The sequence below is a fragment of the Actinosynnema sp. CA-299493 genome, assembly GCF_050946825.1.
GTDB lineage: Bacteria > Actinomycetota > Actinomycetes > Mycobacteriales > Pseudonocardiaceae > Actinosynnema.
This window is the reverse complement of record NZ_CP191993.1, coordinates 7,481,985-7,497,335: the sequence shown is the minus strand read 5'-3', so window position 1 is coordinate 7,497,335 and position 15,351 is coordinate 7,481,985. Positions and strand designations below refer to the sequence as shown.

Below are 15,351 nucleotides of genomic sequence, written 5' to 3'. Positions count from 1 at the left end.
ACGGGTTGGTAATTTCATAGTGTTTCGGTGGTCATAGCGGTTGGGGAACACCCGGTCCCATTCCGAACCCGGTAGTTAAGCCTTCCAGCGCCGATGGTACTGCACTCGTGAGGGTGTGGGAGAGTAGGACGCCGCCGAACAATTTTTCCCTGAAAGGGCTTGTGGTTGGGGGCACATTGATTTGTGCTTCAACCACAGGCCCTTTCGGCGTGTCCACCAGTAGGAGGAGCTAGTGCCCAGGTTCGGGGATCGACCCGGCGACCGTCAGCGTGGCCAGGGAGACCGACCGCGCCGATCCGATGACGGTGGCCGTGCCCAGGGAAGTCGTAAGCCGACCACCAGCAGCGGCGGTGGGCCGCGTCGGGACGACCGACCCGGCAATGACCGGTACACGAGTGGTGACAAGCCTCGTGGCGGCGACCGACGCGATGACAACCGGGGCGAGCGCCCTCGCTACGACAAGCCCCGTGACGACCGTGGCGCAGCTCCACGACGGGATGACAACCGGAGTGGTGGTTTCCGCCGCGATTCCGGCGACCGGCCGAGCTACCCGCGCCGCGATGACCGCGGTGGCGCACCACGTCGCGACGACCGCACCGGTGACCGGGGCGGGTTCCGGCGCGATGACAGCCGTGGTGAGCGCCCGCGCTACGACAAGTCCCGTGACGACCGTGGTTCCGATCGCGGCGCCGCTCCTCGTGGAGCGGATCGGGGCGAGCGCCCCAGCTACCCGCGTCGTGACGACCGGGCCGGTGGTGGGCGACCCGGCGGGGACCGTGGCGGCTACCCGAAGCGTGACGACCGCTCCAGCAGCGACCGGGGTGGTTACCAGCGCCGCGACGACCGTCCCAGCTACCCGCGCCGTGATGACCGACCTGGTGGCGACCGCCCGAGCTACCCCCGCCGGGACGACCGGACCGGTAGCGACCGGCCGAGCTACCCGCGTCGCGACGACCGCGCCGGCAGCGACCGCCCGAACCGTTCGAGCAGTGACCGACCCAGCGGCGACCGTGGCGGATATCCGCGTCGGGACGACCGGGGCGGCAGCGACCGCGGTGGTTACCAGCGTCGGGACGACCGCCCGAGCGGTGACCGTGGTGGTTACCAGCGCCGCGACGACCGGCCCAGTGGTGATCGGCCCAGTGGCGACCGTGGTGGGGAGCGTTCCAGCTACCCGCGTCGGGACGACCGGACCGGTGGCGACCGGCCGAGCTACCCGCGTCGCGATGACCGGCCCAGCGGTGACCGACCGAGCTACCCCCGCCGGGACGACCGCCCGAGTGGCGACCGCGGTGGTTACCAGCGCCGCGATGACCGGCCCAGTGGCGACCGGCCCAGTGGCGACCGTGGCGGGTACCAGCGGCGCGACGACCGGCCCAGCTACCCCCGGCGCGATGACCGCAGCAGCGATCGTGGTGGTTATCAGCGGCGGGACGACCGGCCCAGTGGTGATCGGCCCAGTGGCGACCGTGGTGGGGAGCGTTCCAGCTACCCGCGTCGGGACGACCGGACCGGTGGCGACCGGCCGAGCTACCCGCGCCGTGATGACCGGCCCAGCGGTGACCGTGGTGGTTACCAGCGCCGCGACGACCGGCCGCGCCACGACAAGGCCGGGCACGACAAGCCCGGCAGTGACAGGGCCAACAGTGACAGGGCCGGCAGTGACAAGCGGGATTCGCGCAGCCGTGATCGGGCCGCGCGGTTCCAGGAGCGGGTCTCCCAGACCGACGAGCAGCAGGTCACCGAGGACACCTCGGGCGAGGTCGAGGCGACTGCCGTCGAGGTCGACGCGGTAGCGGTCGAGGCGGTCGAGACCGGCGCGGTTGTCGCCGACGAGTCGGTGGCGGCGGAGGTCGAGGCGGCGGACGAGAAGTCCGAAGCTGACGACGAGAGCGGTGACGAGGCGGCGGCGGAGGGTTCGGAGCCCGCGGTCGCGGAGTCGGAGACGCCGGAGGCCGGGGCACCGGAGACCGGCGCGGCGGCCGGTGAGGGCGAGTCCGAAGAGCGGGTGTTCACCCGGGCACGGACGCCCGAGCTGCCCGAGGACGCCGACATCTCCATCCTCGACCCCGAGGTGAAGCAGGAGCTGCGCGGACTGCCCAAGGGCTTGGCCGACATCGTGGGCCGGCACCTGGCGGCGGCGGGCATGCTGATCGACAGCGAGCCCGAGCTGGCGCTGGAGCACGCGCGGTACGCGCGGACGAAGGCGGCGCGGGTCGCGGTGGTCCGGGAGGCCGCCGGGCTGGCCGCCTACCACGCCGGCGAGTGGGCCGAGGCGTTGTCCGAGCTGCGGACCGCGCGGCGCATGTCGCACGGCACCGGGCACGTCGCGGTGATGGCCGACTGCGAACGGGCGCTGGGTCGTCCCGAGCGGGCGATCGAGCTGGCCCGCGAGGCGCAGGTGGCGCTGCTGTCCCCGGACGAGGCGGTCGAGCTGCGGATCGTCGCGGCCGGCGCCCGGCGCGACATGGGGCAGCTGGACGCGGCCGTGGTGGCGTTGCAGGGCGACGACCTGGACGAGAAGCGGCGTGACCCGTGGAGCGCGCGGCTGTTCTACGCCTACGCGGACAACCTGGAGGCCGCCGGTCGCACCGAGGAAGCCGTGAAGTGGTTCCTCAACGCCGCCCAGGCCGACGACGACAACGAGACCGACGCCGCCGAGCGCGCGTTCGGCCTCAGCCCGCAGGACTGACCTCTCGCGAGGCCGCGCAAGACCGAAGTCACAGCTGAAGGCTCGGCGCCACCTGGCGCCGAGCCTTCAGACTGTTCCCGACCGGAAGACTCCCGAACGGAGACGCCTGTGCTGCTGGACCGTTACGACGCCCTGCTGCTGGACCTCGACGGCACGGTCTACCGGGGACAGGAGGTCGTGCCCGGCGCGGTCGAGGCCGTCGCCGCCGCCCGCGAGCACGGCACCGGCATCCGGTTCGTCACCAACAACGCGTCCCGGTCGCCGGAGACGGTGGCCGAGCACCTGACCGAGCTCGGTTTCCACGCCGCGCTGGACGAGGTCAGCACGAGCGCCCAGGCGGGCGCGGCGATGCTGCTGGACCTGGTACCGCAGGGCGCGCACGTGCTGGTCCTGGGCACGGACGCGCTGGCCGAGCAGGTCCGGCTGCGGGGCTACCGGCCGACCCGCACCGCCGAGCACGCCCAAGCCGTCGTCCAAGGCCTGTCGCAGGACTTGGGCTGGCGGGAGCTGGCCGAGGCGTGCGTGGCGATCCGCCAGGGCGGCGCGCACTGGATCGCCTGCAACGTCGACGCCACCCTGCCCACCGAACGCGGTCTGCTGCCCGGCAACGGGTCGCTGGTCGCCGCGCTGCGGACGGCGACGGGCGTGGCACCGCTGGTGGCGGGCAAGCCGGCCACGCCGCTGCTGGAGCAGGCGGCGAAGTCGGCGGGCGCGCAACGGCCGCTGGTGGTCGGCGACCGGCTCGACACGGACATCGCGGGCGCGGTCAACGCGGGCATGGACTCGCTGCTGGTGCTCACCGGCGTGTCCACCGAAGCCGAAGTGAACGAACTGCCGGCGGACCTCCGCCCCACCTACGTGGCTGCCGACTTGTCCGTGCTCCATCGGCTACCTTGAATCCTGTGAGCTTCGAGGTTCCCCTCCCCGGCCCGCCGCGCGATCCCGTGGCCGGGATCGACGACGCGCTGGCCGGTCTCGACGGGCTGGACGCGCTGGACGTGGTCGAGCACGTGGCCCGGTTCGACGACGCGCACACGGCGTTGACGGCCGCGTTGTCCACCATCGACAAGGTCTGACCGGTGCCGCGCAGGGCTCGGCTGGACGCCGAACTGGTCCGCCGCGGGCTGGCCAGGTCACGGGAGCACGCGAGCCAACTCGTCGCCGAGGGCCGGGTGACCGTGCGCGGCACGGTGGCCACGAAACCCGCCACCGCCGTCGAGCTGGACACCGCGCTGGTGGTCCGCGAGACCGACGACCCGAACTACGCCTCGCGGGGCGCGCACAAGCTCGTCGGCGCGCTGGAGGCGTTCGACGGGGTCGACGTCAAGGGCAGGCGGTGCCTGGACGCGGGCGCGTCCACCGGCGGGTTCACCGACGTGCTGCTGCGCGAGGGCGCGCGGCAGGTCGTCGCGGCCGACGTCGGTCGCGGCCTGCTGGACTGGCGGTTGCGCACCGACGACCGGGTCGTGGTCAAGGACAGGACGAACGTGCGTTCGTTGACGCCCGAAGACATCGGCGGTCCGGTTGAACTGGTGGTCGCCGACCTCTCGTTCATCTCGTTGAGGCTGGTGCTGCCCGCGCTGGCCGCGTGCCTCGACGAGGAGGGCGACTTGCTGCCGATGGTGAAACCCCAGTTCGAGGTCGGGAAGGAACGCCTCGGCTCGGGCGGGGTGGTGCGCGACCCGGGGTTGCGGGCGGAGGCGGTGCTGGACGTGGTCGCGTCCGCCGCCGGGCTCGGCCTGCGCCTGCACGGCGTCACCGCCAGCCCCCTGCCCGGTCCGTCGGGCAACGTCGAGTTCTTCGTCTGGCTGCGCCGGGGCGAACCCCTGGACGCGGCGGACGCCACCGCGCTCGTGCGCGCCGCCGTAGCGGAAGGTCCCCAGTGAGGACGGATCCAGTGACCAGGGAGATCCTGCTCGTCGTCCACACCGGGCGGCGCAGCAACGTGCTGGTGGCGCAGGAGGTCGCGGCGCGGTTCTCGGCGGGCGGGGTGAAGCTCCGGGTGCTGGAGGACGAGGCGCCGGACCTCGACCCGTCGTGCTTCACGCAGGTCGTGCCGGCCGACGAGAAGGCCGCCGAGGGCACCGAACTGGTGTTCGTGCTCGGCGGTGACGGCACGCTGCTGCGGGCCGCGGAGCTGGCGCGGGCGGCGGGCGTGCCGGTGCTGGGGGTGAACCTGGGCCGGGTCGGTTTCCTGGCCGAGGCCGACTCCGACGCGCTGTACGAGGCGATCAAGCACGTCGTCGAGCGGGACTACGACGTCGAGGAGCGGATGACGCTCGACATCACCGCGTCGATCGACGGCGAGGAGATCGAGGGCACGTGGGCGCTCAACGAGGCCAGCGTGGAGAAGAGCACCCGGGAACGGATCCTGGACGTCGTGGTGGAGGTGGACGGGCGGCCGGTGTCGGCGTTCGGCTGCGACGGCGTGCTGGTGGCGACCCCGACCGGGTCGACGGCGTACGCGTTCTCCGCGGGCGGCCCGGTGGTGTGGCCGGACGTGCAGGCGCTGCTGGTGGTGCCGAGCAACGCGCACGCCCTGTTCGCCCGGCCCCTGGTGGTGTCGCCGGCGTCCGTGGTGGCGCTGGAGGTCGATCCCGAGGGGCATCCGGCGGTGTTGTGCGCGGACGGTCGCCGCACGGTGAACCTGCCGCCGGGCGCACGCGTCGAGGTCGTCGGCGGTCGCACGCCGTTGCGGCTGGTCCGGTTGCGGCCGGGGCCGTTCACCGACCGGTTGGTGGAGAAGTTCGAGCTTCCGGTGCAGGGGTGGCGGGGTCCGTCGGCGGAGTGAGCCGGGCTTGATCGACACGGGGACACCCTCCCCCGAGCACACGCTTTGTCCGCGTCGCCCAGTAGTGTTCCCTGCGTGCTGGCCGAGATGCGCATCCAGGGCCTCGGTGTGATCGACGAGGCCACCCTTGAGCTCGATGCCGGTTTCACCGTGGTGACGGGCGAGACCGGTGCGGGCAAGACGATGGTCGTGACCGGGCTCCACCTGTTGAGCGGTGGCCGGGCCGAGGCGTCCCGCGTGCGCAACGGCGCGGACAAGGCGGTGGTCGAGGGGCGGTTCCAGGCGCCCGCGGGCAGCCCGGCGGCGAAGGTCGCCGAGGAGGTCGGCGGCGAGCCCGACGACGACGGCAGCGTGATCGCGATCCGCACCGTCGGCGCGGACGGGCGTTCCCGGGCCCACCTCGGTGGCCGCTCCGTGCCCGTCGGCGTGCTGTCCGAGCTGGCCGAGCAGCTGATCGCGGTGCACGGGCAGAACGACCAGCTGCGGCTGCTGCGGCCCGCCGAGCAGCGCGCGGTGCTGGACCGGTTCGCCGGTGACGAGGTCGCCGAGCCGCTGCGGTCCTACCGGAAGGTCCGCGACGAGTGGCTGCGGGTGGCGACCGAGCTGACCGAGCGCACCGCCCGGTCGCACGAGCTGGCGCGCGAGGCCGAGATGCTGCGGCACGGCCTGACCGAGATCGGCTCGATCGACCCGAAGCCCGGCGAGGACGAGGAGCTGGTCGCCGAGGCGCGCCGGCTCGCCGACGCCGACCAGTTGCGGGAGGCCGCGTCCGGCGCGCAGTACGCGGTGGCGGGCTCGCCCGACGGCGACCCGGACGTGCCCGGCGCGCTGGGCCTGATCGGCGAGGCGCGGCGGCGGCTGGTGGCGTCGGACGACCCGAAGCTGCGCGACCTGGAGTCCCGGCTGGTGGAGGCGGAGTCGCTGCTGGCCGACGTCGGCGCGGAGATCGTGTCGTACCTGGAGCACCTGGACGCGGACCCGGCCCGGTTGGAGCAGGTGCTCGCCCGCCAGGCCGAGCTGAAGTCGTTGACCCGGAAGTACGCCGCCGACGTGGACGGCGTGATCGAGTGGGCGCGGGACGCGTCGTCGCGGCTGGCCGGGCTGGACACGTCGGACGAGGCGTTGGCGGCGTTGGCCGCGCGGCGCGACGAGCTGGCCGTGGAGCTGGCCGGGTACGCGCTCCGGGTGACCGCCGAACGGACCTCCTCGGCCGAGGAGCTGGGCCGGGCGGTGTCGGAGGAGCTGACCGGCCTGGCCATGCCGCACGCCACGGTCGAGGTCGCGGTGCGGCCCCGCGTGGCCGAGCAGGGCGACTCGCAGGCGTTGAAGGTGGGCGCGCGGCTGCTGCACGCGGGCGCCAGCGGCGTGGACGACGTGGAGCTGCGGCTGATCGCGCACCCCGGCGCGCCCGCGCTGCCGGTGCACAAGGGCGCGTCCGGTGGTGAGCTGTCGCGGGTGATGTTGGCGCTGGAGGTCGTGCTGTCGCACTCCGACCCGGTGCCCACGCTGGTGTTCGACGAGGTCGACGCCGGTGTCGGTGGCCGGGCTGCGGTCGAGGTGGGCCGCAGGCTGGCCCGGTTGGCGCGCACCCACCAGGTCATCGTGGTCACGCACCTGCCGCAGGTCGCCGCGTTCGCCGACCGGCACCTGGTGGTCGACAAGACCGCGGACGGCGTGCTGACCCGCAGCGGCGTGCGCAGGCTGGACGAGTCGCAGCGCGTGGTCGAGCTGGCCCGGATGCTCGCCGGCATGGACTCCACCGACACCGGCCGCGCGCACGCCGAGGAGCTGCTGGCGGCGGCGAAGGCCGACAAGGAGAGCGTGCCCGTGGTGCGGCGCAAGGCGAAGAAGAGGTGAGCAGGCGCCTGGTCGGCGCGGTCCTGCTGGTCGCGGCCGGTGTCGCGGCCGTGGTCGGCACGTTCCTGCCGCTGTACGGGGAGTCCACCAGCGCCAGGAGCTCGGGGCTGCACATCACCTCGACCTCGTGGAGCTACGTCTTCTCCAACGTGCCGGAGGGCATGGACTTCGGTCCCGTCCGGAGCCCCCAGTACGGGGTGCCGATCGTGGTGGCGGCGGTGTTGCTGGCGGTCGCGGTGGCGCTGGTGTTCCTGCCGGAGAGCCAGCGCCTGGCCGCCCGCTACGTGGCGATCTCCGGGACGGGCCTGCTCGCCGGCGCGGTGTGGGCGGCGGGGGCGGCGGTCATGGCCGCGGTCGGCAACGCGTCGCGGCAGCCGGACGACGGCGACTTCCGCGTGGAGGTCGGCGCGGGCATCGCGGTGATGGGCGCGGCGGTGGTGGGCGCGGTGGTCGGCGTCGTGCTGCTGCACGCCCGGCGGCCCGAGCCACGTCCCGAAGGACCCGTGGTCTACCGCGTGGACGGTGGCGAGGACGACGACACGGACACCCCGCCGTTCGGCATCCCGGTGGCGGAGGTGGAGGTCGCGCGGCTCCCGGACGCCGAGCACGACCGCCGAGCCGAAGGCCCGTGACGGGCGCGGGTCGGGGCGCGGCCGGGCTTTGCTGGTAGATGTGGACAGGTCGGTCCGCCGGGCCGCGGCACGCCACCGAGCACGGAGCACCGAGGAGAAGGCCACATGACCCGGCGCGCGTTCGCCGTCCTGACCATCGGCGCGGGCGCGCTCATGGTGGTGCTGGGCTCGTTGTTCCCGCTGTACGGGGTGGAGACCTCCGCGCGGCCCGGGCTGGACGGCCCGATCCCCGACGGCGTGCGCCGGCTCGTGGCGCTCACCGGCTGGGAGTACGTGCAGGAGCCGGTGGTGGTGAACCCGGACGGCGGCGGGTTCGACATCCCCGTCTACGGGTACGGCCTGGTCTTCGCCGCCGTCCTCGCCGGCGCCTGCGCGCTGCTGCAACTGCGCTCGCCGCTGCTCGCGGCGGTCGGCCGGTTCGGGGTGCTCGCGGCGGTCGGGGTGCTCGTCGGCACGGTGTGGGCCGCGGTGGAGACGCTGCGGACCCTGTTCGGGGTCAGCACGCCTCCGCCCACGCTCACCAACGAGCCGTTCATCGGCACGGGCACGTGGCTGATCGGCGCGTCGGCGGTGGCGATGCTCGTCGGCGCGGTGGCGGCGCACGACTGGCCCGCCCGCGTGCCGCGGCCCACCGGGGTGTCGGTGTACCAGGTGGCGGACGACGACACGCCGCCGTTCGGCATCCCCGTCCCGGTGACGGAGCTGGCCGTCCCACCGGGTGAACCCGCCCCACCGGCCGGCCCCGTGGCGCCGCCGGTGGCGGAGCTGCCACCCGTGGTCGACCTGCCCCGACCGCACGCCGCGCCGGGTTCGGCGGCCGACGAACGACGTCACCCTACCGGGGGTAATTCGTCCACTGTGGATTGACGAGGTCACTGACCTGCCCGGATCGGCTCGGCGTGTTGGCCGCCGACCGCGCGCGACGTGAGTCACCATCGGTGCATGAAGCTCTCCGGGTTGCTCGGCCGCGCACACCACGAACTGCCAGGCGTCACCGGTGTGGCGCGCGTCGACCGCCGCTCGGGCGACCTGCTGCGCCGGCTGGGTCCCGGTGACGTCGCGGTCCTCGACCACGTCGACATCGACCGCCGCACCGCCGAGGCCCTGGTGCACGCGGGGGTGGTCGGCGTGGTCAACGCCTCGACGTCCATCTCCGGCCGGTTCCCGAACCTCGGCCCGGAACTGCTGGTCGAGGCGGGCGTCGCGCTGGTCGACGGCGTCGGCACGGCGGTGCTGCGCGAGGTCAGGGACGGCACGAAGCTGCGGCTGCACGACGGCGGGGTGTTCGTCGGCGACAAGGAGGTCGCGCGCGGCGTCGCGCAGGACGCCGAGTCGATCGCCGACGCGATGATCGAGGCCAAGGCGGGCATGTCCGCGCAGCTGGAGGCGTTCTCCGCGAACACGATCGAGTTCCTGCGCCGGGAACGGACGCTGCTCCTGGACGGCCTCGGCGTGCCCGAGCTGCTCGTGCCGATCCGCGACCGGCAGGTGCTGGTCGTCGCGGGCGGTCCCCGGCACGCCGAGGAGCTGCGCAAGCTGCGCCGCTACATCCGCGAGCACCGACCGGTGCTGATCGGCGTCGACGCGGGCGCGGACACCCTGCACGACGCCGGGTTCGACCCGGACGTCATCGTCGGCGACCCGGACACCATCGCCACCGCGACGTTGCGGTCCGGCTCGGAGGTCGTGGTGCCCGCGCAGATCGACGGCCACGCGCCCGGCCTGGAGCGCATCCAGGACCTGGGCATCGGCGCGGTGACGTTCCCGGCGACCGGCAACGCCGAGGACCTGGCGCTGCTGCTGGCCGAGGCGCACGGCGCGTCCCTGGTGGTGACCGTCGGCCTCCAGGCCGGTCTGCGCGAGTTCCTGGACCGGGGCAACGCCGGGTCCACCCCCTCGACGTTCCTCACCCGGCTCAAGCTCGGCAACAAGCTGGTGGACGGGCACGCCGTCGCGACCCTGCACCGCGGCCGGGTGTCGCCGGGGTTGGTCGTCCTGCTGGTGCTGGCGGTGGTGGTGGCGATGGCCGCCGCGGTGGCGGTGTCCGGGGTCGGCCAGGCCTACGTGGACCTCGCGGCCGGCGCGTTGCACTCCGTCGTCGACTGGTTCGGGGGGTTGTTCGCGTGATCTCGCTGCGCTACCACATCGTCTCCATCACCGCGGTGTTCCTGGCCCTGGCCGTCGGGGTGGTGCTCGGCTCGACCGCGATCAGCGGCAGGTTGCTGTCCGGGCTCAACGAGGACAACGGCGCGCTGGGCCGGGAGGTCGCCGCGTTGCAGTCGGAGCGCAACGGCCTGGACGCCCGACTCGCCGACGCGGACCGGTTCGCGAGCACCGTCGGACCGCTCGCGGTGAAGGGGCAGCTGGCCGACCGGACCGTGCTGCTGGTCACCACCGCCGGCGCCGCGCCGGACGACCGGGACGCGGTGACCGACCTGCTGCGCTCGGCGGGGGCGACGGTCACCGGCGAGCTCCAGCTCACCGAGTCGTTCACCGACCCGGACAAGGCCGACCAGCTGCTCGACCTGGTCGCCCGGCTCCAGCCCGCGGGCACCCTGCTGCCCACCGGCGGTGACCCCGGCACCAGGGCGGGCGGGCTGCTCGGCTCCGTGCTGCTGCTCGACCAGGGCGGCAACCGGCCGCGGGCCACGCCGGACGAGCAGGCGGCGGCGCTCGGCGGGCTGTCCAGCGCGGGGTTCGTCAAGGTGGACCAGGGTTTGCGGCCCGCGCAGCTGGCCGTGGTGCTGACCGGCGGCGCGGTGGCGGGGGACTCGGCGGCCGACCGGGCGGCGGTGGTGGCGCGGTTCGCCACCCAGCTCGACCGGTCCGGTGCGGGCGCGGTGCTGGCGGGCGGCGACGGGTCGGCGGACGGGACGGGCGCGGTCGGGGTCGTGCGGGCGGACACGGCGGCGACGTCGGTGCTGTCCACCGTGGACCACGCGGGCACGGCGGCCGGGCGCGTGGTGGTGGTGCTCGCGCTGCGGGAGCAGCTGGACGGGAAGGCGGGCCGGTACGGGGTGGCGGGCAACGCCGAAGCCCCCGCGCCGGGCGCGTCCGGCTGAGCCGCCGAGTCGTGACGGGGCTTCCGGTGCGGCCCAGGTCGTGGGCGCGTCCGGCGGGGAAACCGGGGAGCCCGGTCCGGACCCGGCAACCGGGTGTTCCCACGGGGTTCCCGCCCGGTTTTCACAGGGTTCCCGCTGGGTTTTCGCCCGATTCGCGGGGCTGTGGTCGCCTGTTCGAACCGGCCTAGGCCATCCGAGTGACACGCTTGGGTGCCCGTCCGCGCGCTGGGTGACCGGCGGCGTGTTAGCGTTAGGGCCCGTGGACAGGGCGCTGAGCTGTGCGGAACCACCGCAGCCGGCCCCTAGCGGACATCCAGACCACGGGGAGCCTCCTTGGTGCAGCAGGCACGTACGACCAAGCACGTTTTCGTCACCGGGGGTGTCGCGTCGTCCCTCGGCAAGGGGTTGACCGCGTCGAGCCTCGGACAGCTGCTCACCTCTCGTGGTCTCCGGGTGACCATGCAGAAGCTCGACCCCTACCTGAACGTGGACCCGGGCACGATGAACCCGTTCCAGCACGGCGAGGTGTTCGTCACCGACGACGGCGCGGAGACCGACCTCGACATCGGCCACTACGAGCGGTTCCTGGCGCGGGACCTCTCCGGTGACGCGAACGTGACCACCGGGCAGGTGTACTCCGAGGTCATCGCCAAGGAGCGGCGCGGCGAGTACCTGGGCGACACCGTCCAGGTGATCCCGCACATCACCGACGAGATCAAGCGGCGCATCCGGGCCATGGCCGAGCCGGGCACCGACGGCGCCACCCCGGACGTGGTGATCACCGAGGTCGGCGGCACGGTCGGCGACATCGAGTCGCTGCCGTTCCTGGAGGCGTGCCGGCAGGTGCGCCACGACGTCGGCCGGGACAACGTGTTCTTCCTGCACGTGTCGCTGGTGCCCTACCTCGCGCCGTCGGGCGAGCTGAAGACCAAGCCGACGCAGCACTCCGTGGCCGCGCTGCGCAACATCGGCATCCAGCCCGACGCCATCGTGTGCCGGGCGGACCGGGAGATCCCGGACGCGCTGAAGCGCAAGATCGGCCTGATGTGCGACGTGGACAACGAGGCCGTGGTGGCGGCGGTGGACGCGCGGTCCATCTACGACATCCCCAAGGTGCTGCACGGCGAGGGCCTCGACGCGTACGTGGTGCGGCGGCTGGACCTGCCGTTCCGCGACGTCGACTGGACCGTGTGGGGCGACCTGCTCGACCGCGTGCACAACCCGTCCGAGAAGGTCCGCGTCGGCCTGGTCGGCAAGTACGTCGACCTGCCCGACGCCTACCTCTCGGTGACCGAGGCGCTGCGGGCCGGCGGGTTCGCGCACCGCACCAAGGTCGAGATCGTGTGGGTGCCGTCCGACGAGTGCCAGACGCCGTCCGGCGCGGCGCACGCCCTGGGCGGGCTCGACGCGATCCTCATCCCCGGCGGGTTCGGGGTGCGCGGCATCGAGGGCAAGATCGGCGCGATCACCTACGCGCGGACCCGCGGCATCCCGCTGCTGGGCCTGTGCCTGGGGTTGCAGTGCCTGGTCATCGAGGCGGCGCGGAACCTGGCGGGCATCGCCGACGCGAACTCGTCGGAGTTCGAGGACACCGGGTCGCCGGTGATCAGCACCATGGCCGACCAGGAGGACGTCGTCTCCGGGCAGCGGGACATGGGCGGCACGATGCGGCTCGGCGCGTACCCGGCGTCGTTGCTGCCGGGGTCGCAGGTGGCGGCGGCGTACGGGTCGCTGGAGGTCTCCGAGCGGCACCGGCACCGGTACGAGGTCAACAACGCCTACCGCTCGAAGCTGGGCGACGCGGGGTTGGTGTTCTCCGGGACGTCGCCGGACGGGCGGCTGGTGGAGTTCGTCGAGCTGCCGGCCGACGTGCACCCGTTCTTCGTGGCCACGCAGGCGCACCCGGAGCTGAAGTCCCGTCCGACCCGCCCGCACCCGCTGTTCGCGGCGTTCGTGAAGGCGGCGTTGGACTACCGGCTGGCCGACCGGCTGCCGCTGCCCGAGACCGCGGGGGCCGCGCAGTGACTCCTCGGCACGAGTTCGGGACTGTTTCGTCGCGGGACGTGCACGTCGGGCGCGTCGTCGCGTTGCGGGTGGACGAGGTCGCCATGCCTGGTGGCGGTACGGCAGCGCGCGAGGTGGTGGAACACCTCGGCGCGGTGGCGGTGGTGGCCTTGGACGAGGCCGGTGCGGTGAGGTTGATCCACCAGTACCGGCACCCGTTGGGCCGGCGGCTCTGGGAGCTGCCGGCCGGGTTGTTGGACGGGGGTGACGAGACGCCGCTGGCCGCCGCGGAGCGGGAACTGGCCGAGGAGGTCGGGCTGGCGGCGTCGGAGTGGGTGACGTTGGTGGACGTCGCCGTGTCACCCGGGTTCACCGACGAGGTGGTGCGGGTGTTCCTGGCTCGTGGGCTCACCGAGGTCGATCGCGACGTGCAGGGCGATGAAGAGGCCGACCTGGAGGCGAAGAGCTTCCCGTTGGCCGAGGCGGTGGACATGGTCCTGGCCGGGGAGATCGTCAACGGCCCCGCCGTGTCCGGGCTGCTCGCCGCCCACGCCGTGATCACCGGCGGCGGAACGGGGCGCCCCTCCGACGCCCCGTTCACCGACCGCCCGACCCGCTTCGCCGCCCGCGATTCCTGACCGTGGGACTCGCGGTGCCCGAGCGTTCGACACGCGGGCGCTGAACGTGGGACTCGCGCGAGAGTCCTACGTTCGGCGCCCGCGTGTCCTACGTTCAGGACGCGCGTGTCCTACGTTCGGGACACGTGAGTCGAACGTTCAGGACCTGTCGGGCGCGCGGTTCAGGTGCAGGTCGGGCAGCGGCGGGCGTTCGTGGTCGCGGTCGAACGGCGTGGCTCCGCGCGGTGTGCGCCGACCCTGCCGCTTCTCCGCCCGACGGGTCGCCGCGTAGGTCTCCAGGTGCAGCTTCCACCGGTCCCGCAGCACCAGCAGCACGTCCAGCGCCGCCGCCAACGCCCGCTCGTCTTGTTGGCAGGGGCCCGCCACCAGTTCCAGGTAGCGCATGGTGTCCTCGTACGTCGCCGCGTGGAAGCGCCGCACGCACGAGCGGAACGACGACACGCGGTGCGGCAGGGGCAGGGTCGCGTTCGCCGCGCGGCGCGCGTACCAGGAGAAGCTCATGATCGGTGGGTGTCCGGGGTCGGGGAGCGGATAATGGCGTCCGTGGGTGTGCGATGGCCGTTGGCGGTGGCCGCGGCGGCGGTGGGCGGGTGCGGGGTGCTGTTGTTCGTGGACCCCAACCAGCCCGGGTCGTTCCTGCCGCCGTGCCCGCTCTACGCGATGACCGGCATCCAGTGCCCGGCCTGCGGGTCGACCCGGATGGCGCACGCCCTGCTGCACGGCGACCTGGTCGGCGCCTGGCACTTCAACGCCGTGATGCTGCTGGTCGGGCTGCCGCTGCTGGCCTGGTTGTGGGTGCGGTGGTTCCGGGCGGCCAAGCGGGGGCTGCCGACGCCGCCGGTGTCGCGGAAGGTGGGCGTGCCGGTGGTGGCGCTGGCCGTCACGTGGATGGTCGCGCGGAACCTAGTCGCGTAGCTTGCGGCCCTGGCTGTCGGTGCCGCCGTTGACCAGCAGGATGATCCCGTCGATCAGGGACCAGATGCCGCACCCGCCGCACGTCAGCAGCTGGGCGATGCCGATCGCCGTGTCGCCCATGTAGAACCGGCCGATGCCGAACGGCAGCGCGAGTTGCAGCACGCCCGCCGCGATGCGCGACTTGTCCGACAGCGGCTGGCCGGTGACCGGGTCCAGGCCGTACGGCGCGTTCGGGGTGAACCCGGGCGGGTAGCCGTACGCCGTGCCGTAGGTCTGGGACGGGTCCGCGTAGCCGGGCGGCGGGTAGTGGGGGAAGCCCTGGCCGGGCGTGGCGGCGTAACCGGGCGGCGGCGGGGCCGGTGGCGGGTACGCGGAGGCCGACGGGTACGTGGCGGTCGGCGGGTACGTGGCGGTCGGCGGGTACCCGGGCGGCAGGAACACCGGGTGCGGGTGCGGCAGGTCGTGGAACAGCGCGGCCAACTCCTGCGCGGACTGGGCCGCGGACGCGTAGCCGACGCGCTGCTCGTACTCGCCGATCTCCAGGCGACCGGCCGCGAAGTGGTCGTTCAGCGCGCTGATCGCCTCTTCGCGCTGCTGGTCGCCGATGCGCACCTGGTGTGGTTCCGACACACGTAGACGCTAACAGCCGCGGGCCGCCGGTCGGGCCGGAACCCGCTGGTCGACCTGCGCTCCACGGGTGTCGGCCGCCGCGTCGCGGCACCCGGGACGCGCCCGGGACGCGCCCGGGACGCGACCGGGG

16 protein-coding genes and 1 rRNA gene are annotated in these 15,351 nt (G+C 73.6%); 14 read left to right on the top strand and 3 right to left on the bottom strand.

Features of this window, described 5'->3' with window-relative positions; translation table 11 throughout:
• Positions 1-23 precede the first annotated feature (23 nt).
• Positions 24-140: ribosomal RNA gene (gene rrf, locus ACQPYE_RS31605) — 5S ribosomal RNA — on the top strand.
• A gap of 89 nt (positions 141-229) precedes the next feature.
• Here the strand turns inward: rrf and ACQPYE_RS31600 are convergent.
• Entirely contained in the window at positions 230-1,603 is a 1,374-nt protein-coding gene (locus ACQPYE_RS31600) for a hypothetical protein (protein ID WP_498716653.1), read from the bottom strand.
• A gap of 237 nt (positions 1,604-1,840) precedes the next feature.
• Here ACQPYE_RS31600 and ACQPYE_RS31595 point away from each other — a divergent pair, with 237 nt between their 5' ends.
• From ACQPYE_RS31595 to ACQPYE_RS31540, 12 genes are all read left to right on the top strand, one after another.
• Positions 1,841-2,692 (top strand): hypothetical protein, encoded by an 852-nt coding sequence (locus tag ACQPYE_RS31595; protein ID WP_498716651.1) that lies wholly within the window; start codon positions 1,841-1,843, stop codon positions 2,690-2,692.
• Between the two features lie 108 nt (positions 2,693-2,800).
• On the top strand, positions 2,801-3,589 hold the full coding sequence (locus ACQPYE_RS31590) for an HAD-IIA family hydrolase (protein WP_498716650.1): 789 nt from the start codon (positions 2,801-2,803) through the stop codon (positions 3,587-3,589).
• Positions 3,590-3,594: 5 nt separating this feature from the next.
• The gene (locus ACQPYE_RS31585; RefSeq protein WP_197289787.1) at positions 3,595-3,768 is read left to right on the top strand and encodes a hypothetical protein; all 174 of its coding nucleotides are present in this window, start codon (positions 3,595-3,597) and stop codon (positions 3,766-3,768) included.
• A gap of 3 nt (positions 3,769-3,771) precedes the next feature.
• Positions 3,772-4,578 (top strand): TlyA family RNA methyltransferase, encoded by an 807-nt coding sequence (locus tag ACQPYE_RS31580; RefSeq protein ID WP_498716648.1) that lies wholly within the window; start codon positions 3,772-3,774, stop codon positions 4,576-4,578.
• Positions 4,579-4,589: 11 nt separating this feature from the next.
• Positions 4,590-5,483: an NAD kinase gene (locus ACQPYE_RS31575; protein WP_498716646.1), complete on the top strand. Its 894-nt coding sequence runs from the start codon at positions 4,590-4,592 to the stop codon at positions 5,481-5,483.
• 75 nt (positions 5,484-5,558) lie between these two features.
• Entirely contained in the window at positions 5,559-7,340 is a 1,782-nt protein-coding gene (gene recN, locus ACQPYE_RS31570) for a DNA repair protein RecN (protein ID WP_498716645.1), read from the top strand.
• A complete protein-coding gene (locus ACQPYE_RS31565; protein WP_498716643.1) occupies positions 7,337-7,972 on the top strand; it encodes a hypothetical protein in 636 nt (211 codons plus the stop codon). Before recN ends, ACQPYE_RS31565 begins: the two co-directional genes overlap by 4 nt.
• A 105-nt stretch (positions 7,973-8,077) precedes the next feature.
• A complete protein-coding gene (locus ACQPYE_RS31560) occupies positions 8,078-8,839 on the top strand; it encodes a hypothetical protein (protein ID WP_498716642.1) in 762 nt (253 codons plus the stop codon).
• 75 nt (positions 8,840-8,914) lie between these two features.
• Entirely contained in the window at positions 8,915-10,099 is a 1,185-nt protein-coding gene (steA, locus tag ACQPYE_RS31555; protein WP_498716640.1) for a putative cytokinetic ring protein SteA, read from the top strand.
• On the top strand, positions 10,096-11,034 hold the full coding sequence (locus ACQPYE_RS31550) for a copper transporter (RefSeq protein ID WP_498716639.1): 939 nt from the start codon (positions 10,096-10,098) through the stop codon (positions 11,032-11,034). Before steA ends, ACQPYE_RS31550 begins: the two co-directional genes overlap by 4 nt.
• Before the next feature lie 333 nt (positions 11,035-11,367).
• A complete protein-coding gene (gene pyrG / locus ACQPYE_RS31545; protein WP_498716638.1) occupies positions 11,368-13,059 on the top strand; it encodes a CTP synthase in 1,692 nt (563 codons plus the stop codon).
• A 38-nt stretch (positions 13,060-13,097) separates the two neighbouring features.
• Positions 13,098-13,676: an NUDIX domain-containing protein gene (locus ACQPYE_RS31540; protein WP_498716636.1), complete on the top strand. Its 579-nt coding sequence runs from the start codon at positions 13,098-13,100 to the stop codon at positions 13,674-13,676.
• A 138-nt stretch (positions 13,677-13,814) separates the two neighbouring features.
• Here the strand turns inward: ACQPYE_RS31540 and ACQPYE_RS31535 are convergent, their stop codons facing one another.
• On the bottom strand, positions 13,815-14,177 hold the full coding sequence (locus ACQPYE_RS31535; RefSeq protein WP_498716632.1) for a hypothetical protein: 363 nt from the start codon (positions 14,175-14,177) through the stop codon (positions 13,815-13,817).
• Between the two features lie 33 nt (positions 14,178-14,210).
• Between ACQPYE_RS31535 and ACQPYE_RS31530 the strand changes: the two genes are divergently transcribed.
• Positions 14,211-14,591, top strand: a complete 381-nt coding sequence (locus ACQPYE_RS31530; RefSeq protein WP_498716631.1) for a DUF2752 domain-containing protein — start codon at positions 14,211-14,213, stop codon at positions 14,589-14,591.
• Here ACQPYE_RS31530 and ACQPYE_RS31525 read toward each other — a convergent pair.
• Complete coding sequence (locus tag ACQPYE_RS31525; RefSeq protein ID WP_498716629.1) at positions 14,580-15,221, bottom strand: DUF1707 domain-containing protein; 642 nt, start codon at positions 15,219-15,221, stop codon at positions 14,580-14,582. The genes ACQPYE_RS31530 and ACQPYE_RS31525 overlap by 12 nt on opposite strands.
• Between the last annotated feature and the right edge of the window lie 130 nt (positions 15,222-15,351).

Coding starts and splice junctions, on each gene's coding strand:
- ACQPYE_RS31560 (WP_498716642.1), top strand. CDS start 8,078: ATGACCCGGCGCGCGTTCGCCGTCCTGACCATCGGCGCGGGCGCGCTC.
- steA (WP_498716640.1), top strand. CDS start 8,915: ATGAAGCTCTCCGGGTTGCTCGGCCGCGCACACCACGAACTGCCAGGC.
- ACQPYE_RS31535 (WP_498716632.1), bottom strand. CDS start 14,177: ATGAGCTTCTCCTGGTACGCGCGCCGCGCGGCGAACGCGACCCTGCCC.
- ACQPYE_RS31530 (WP_498716631.1), top strand. CDS start 14,211: ATGGCGTCCGTGGGTGTGCGATGGCCGTTGGCGGTGGCCGCGGCGGCG.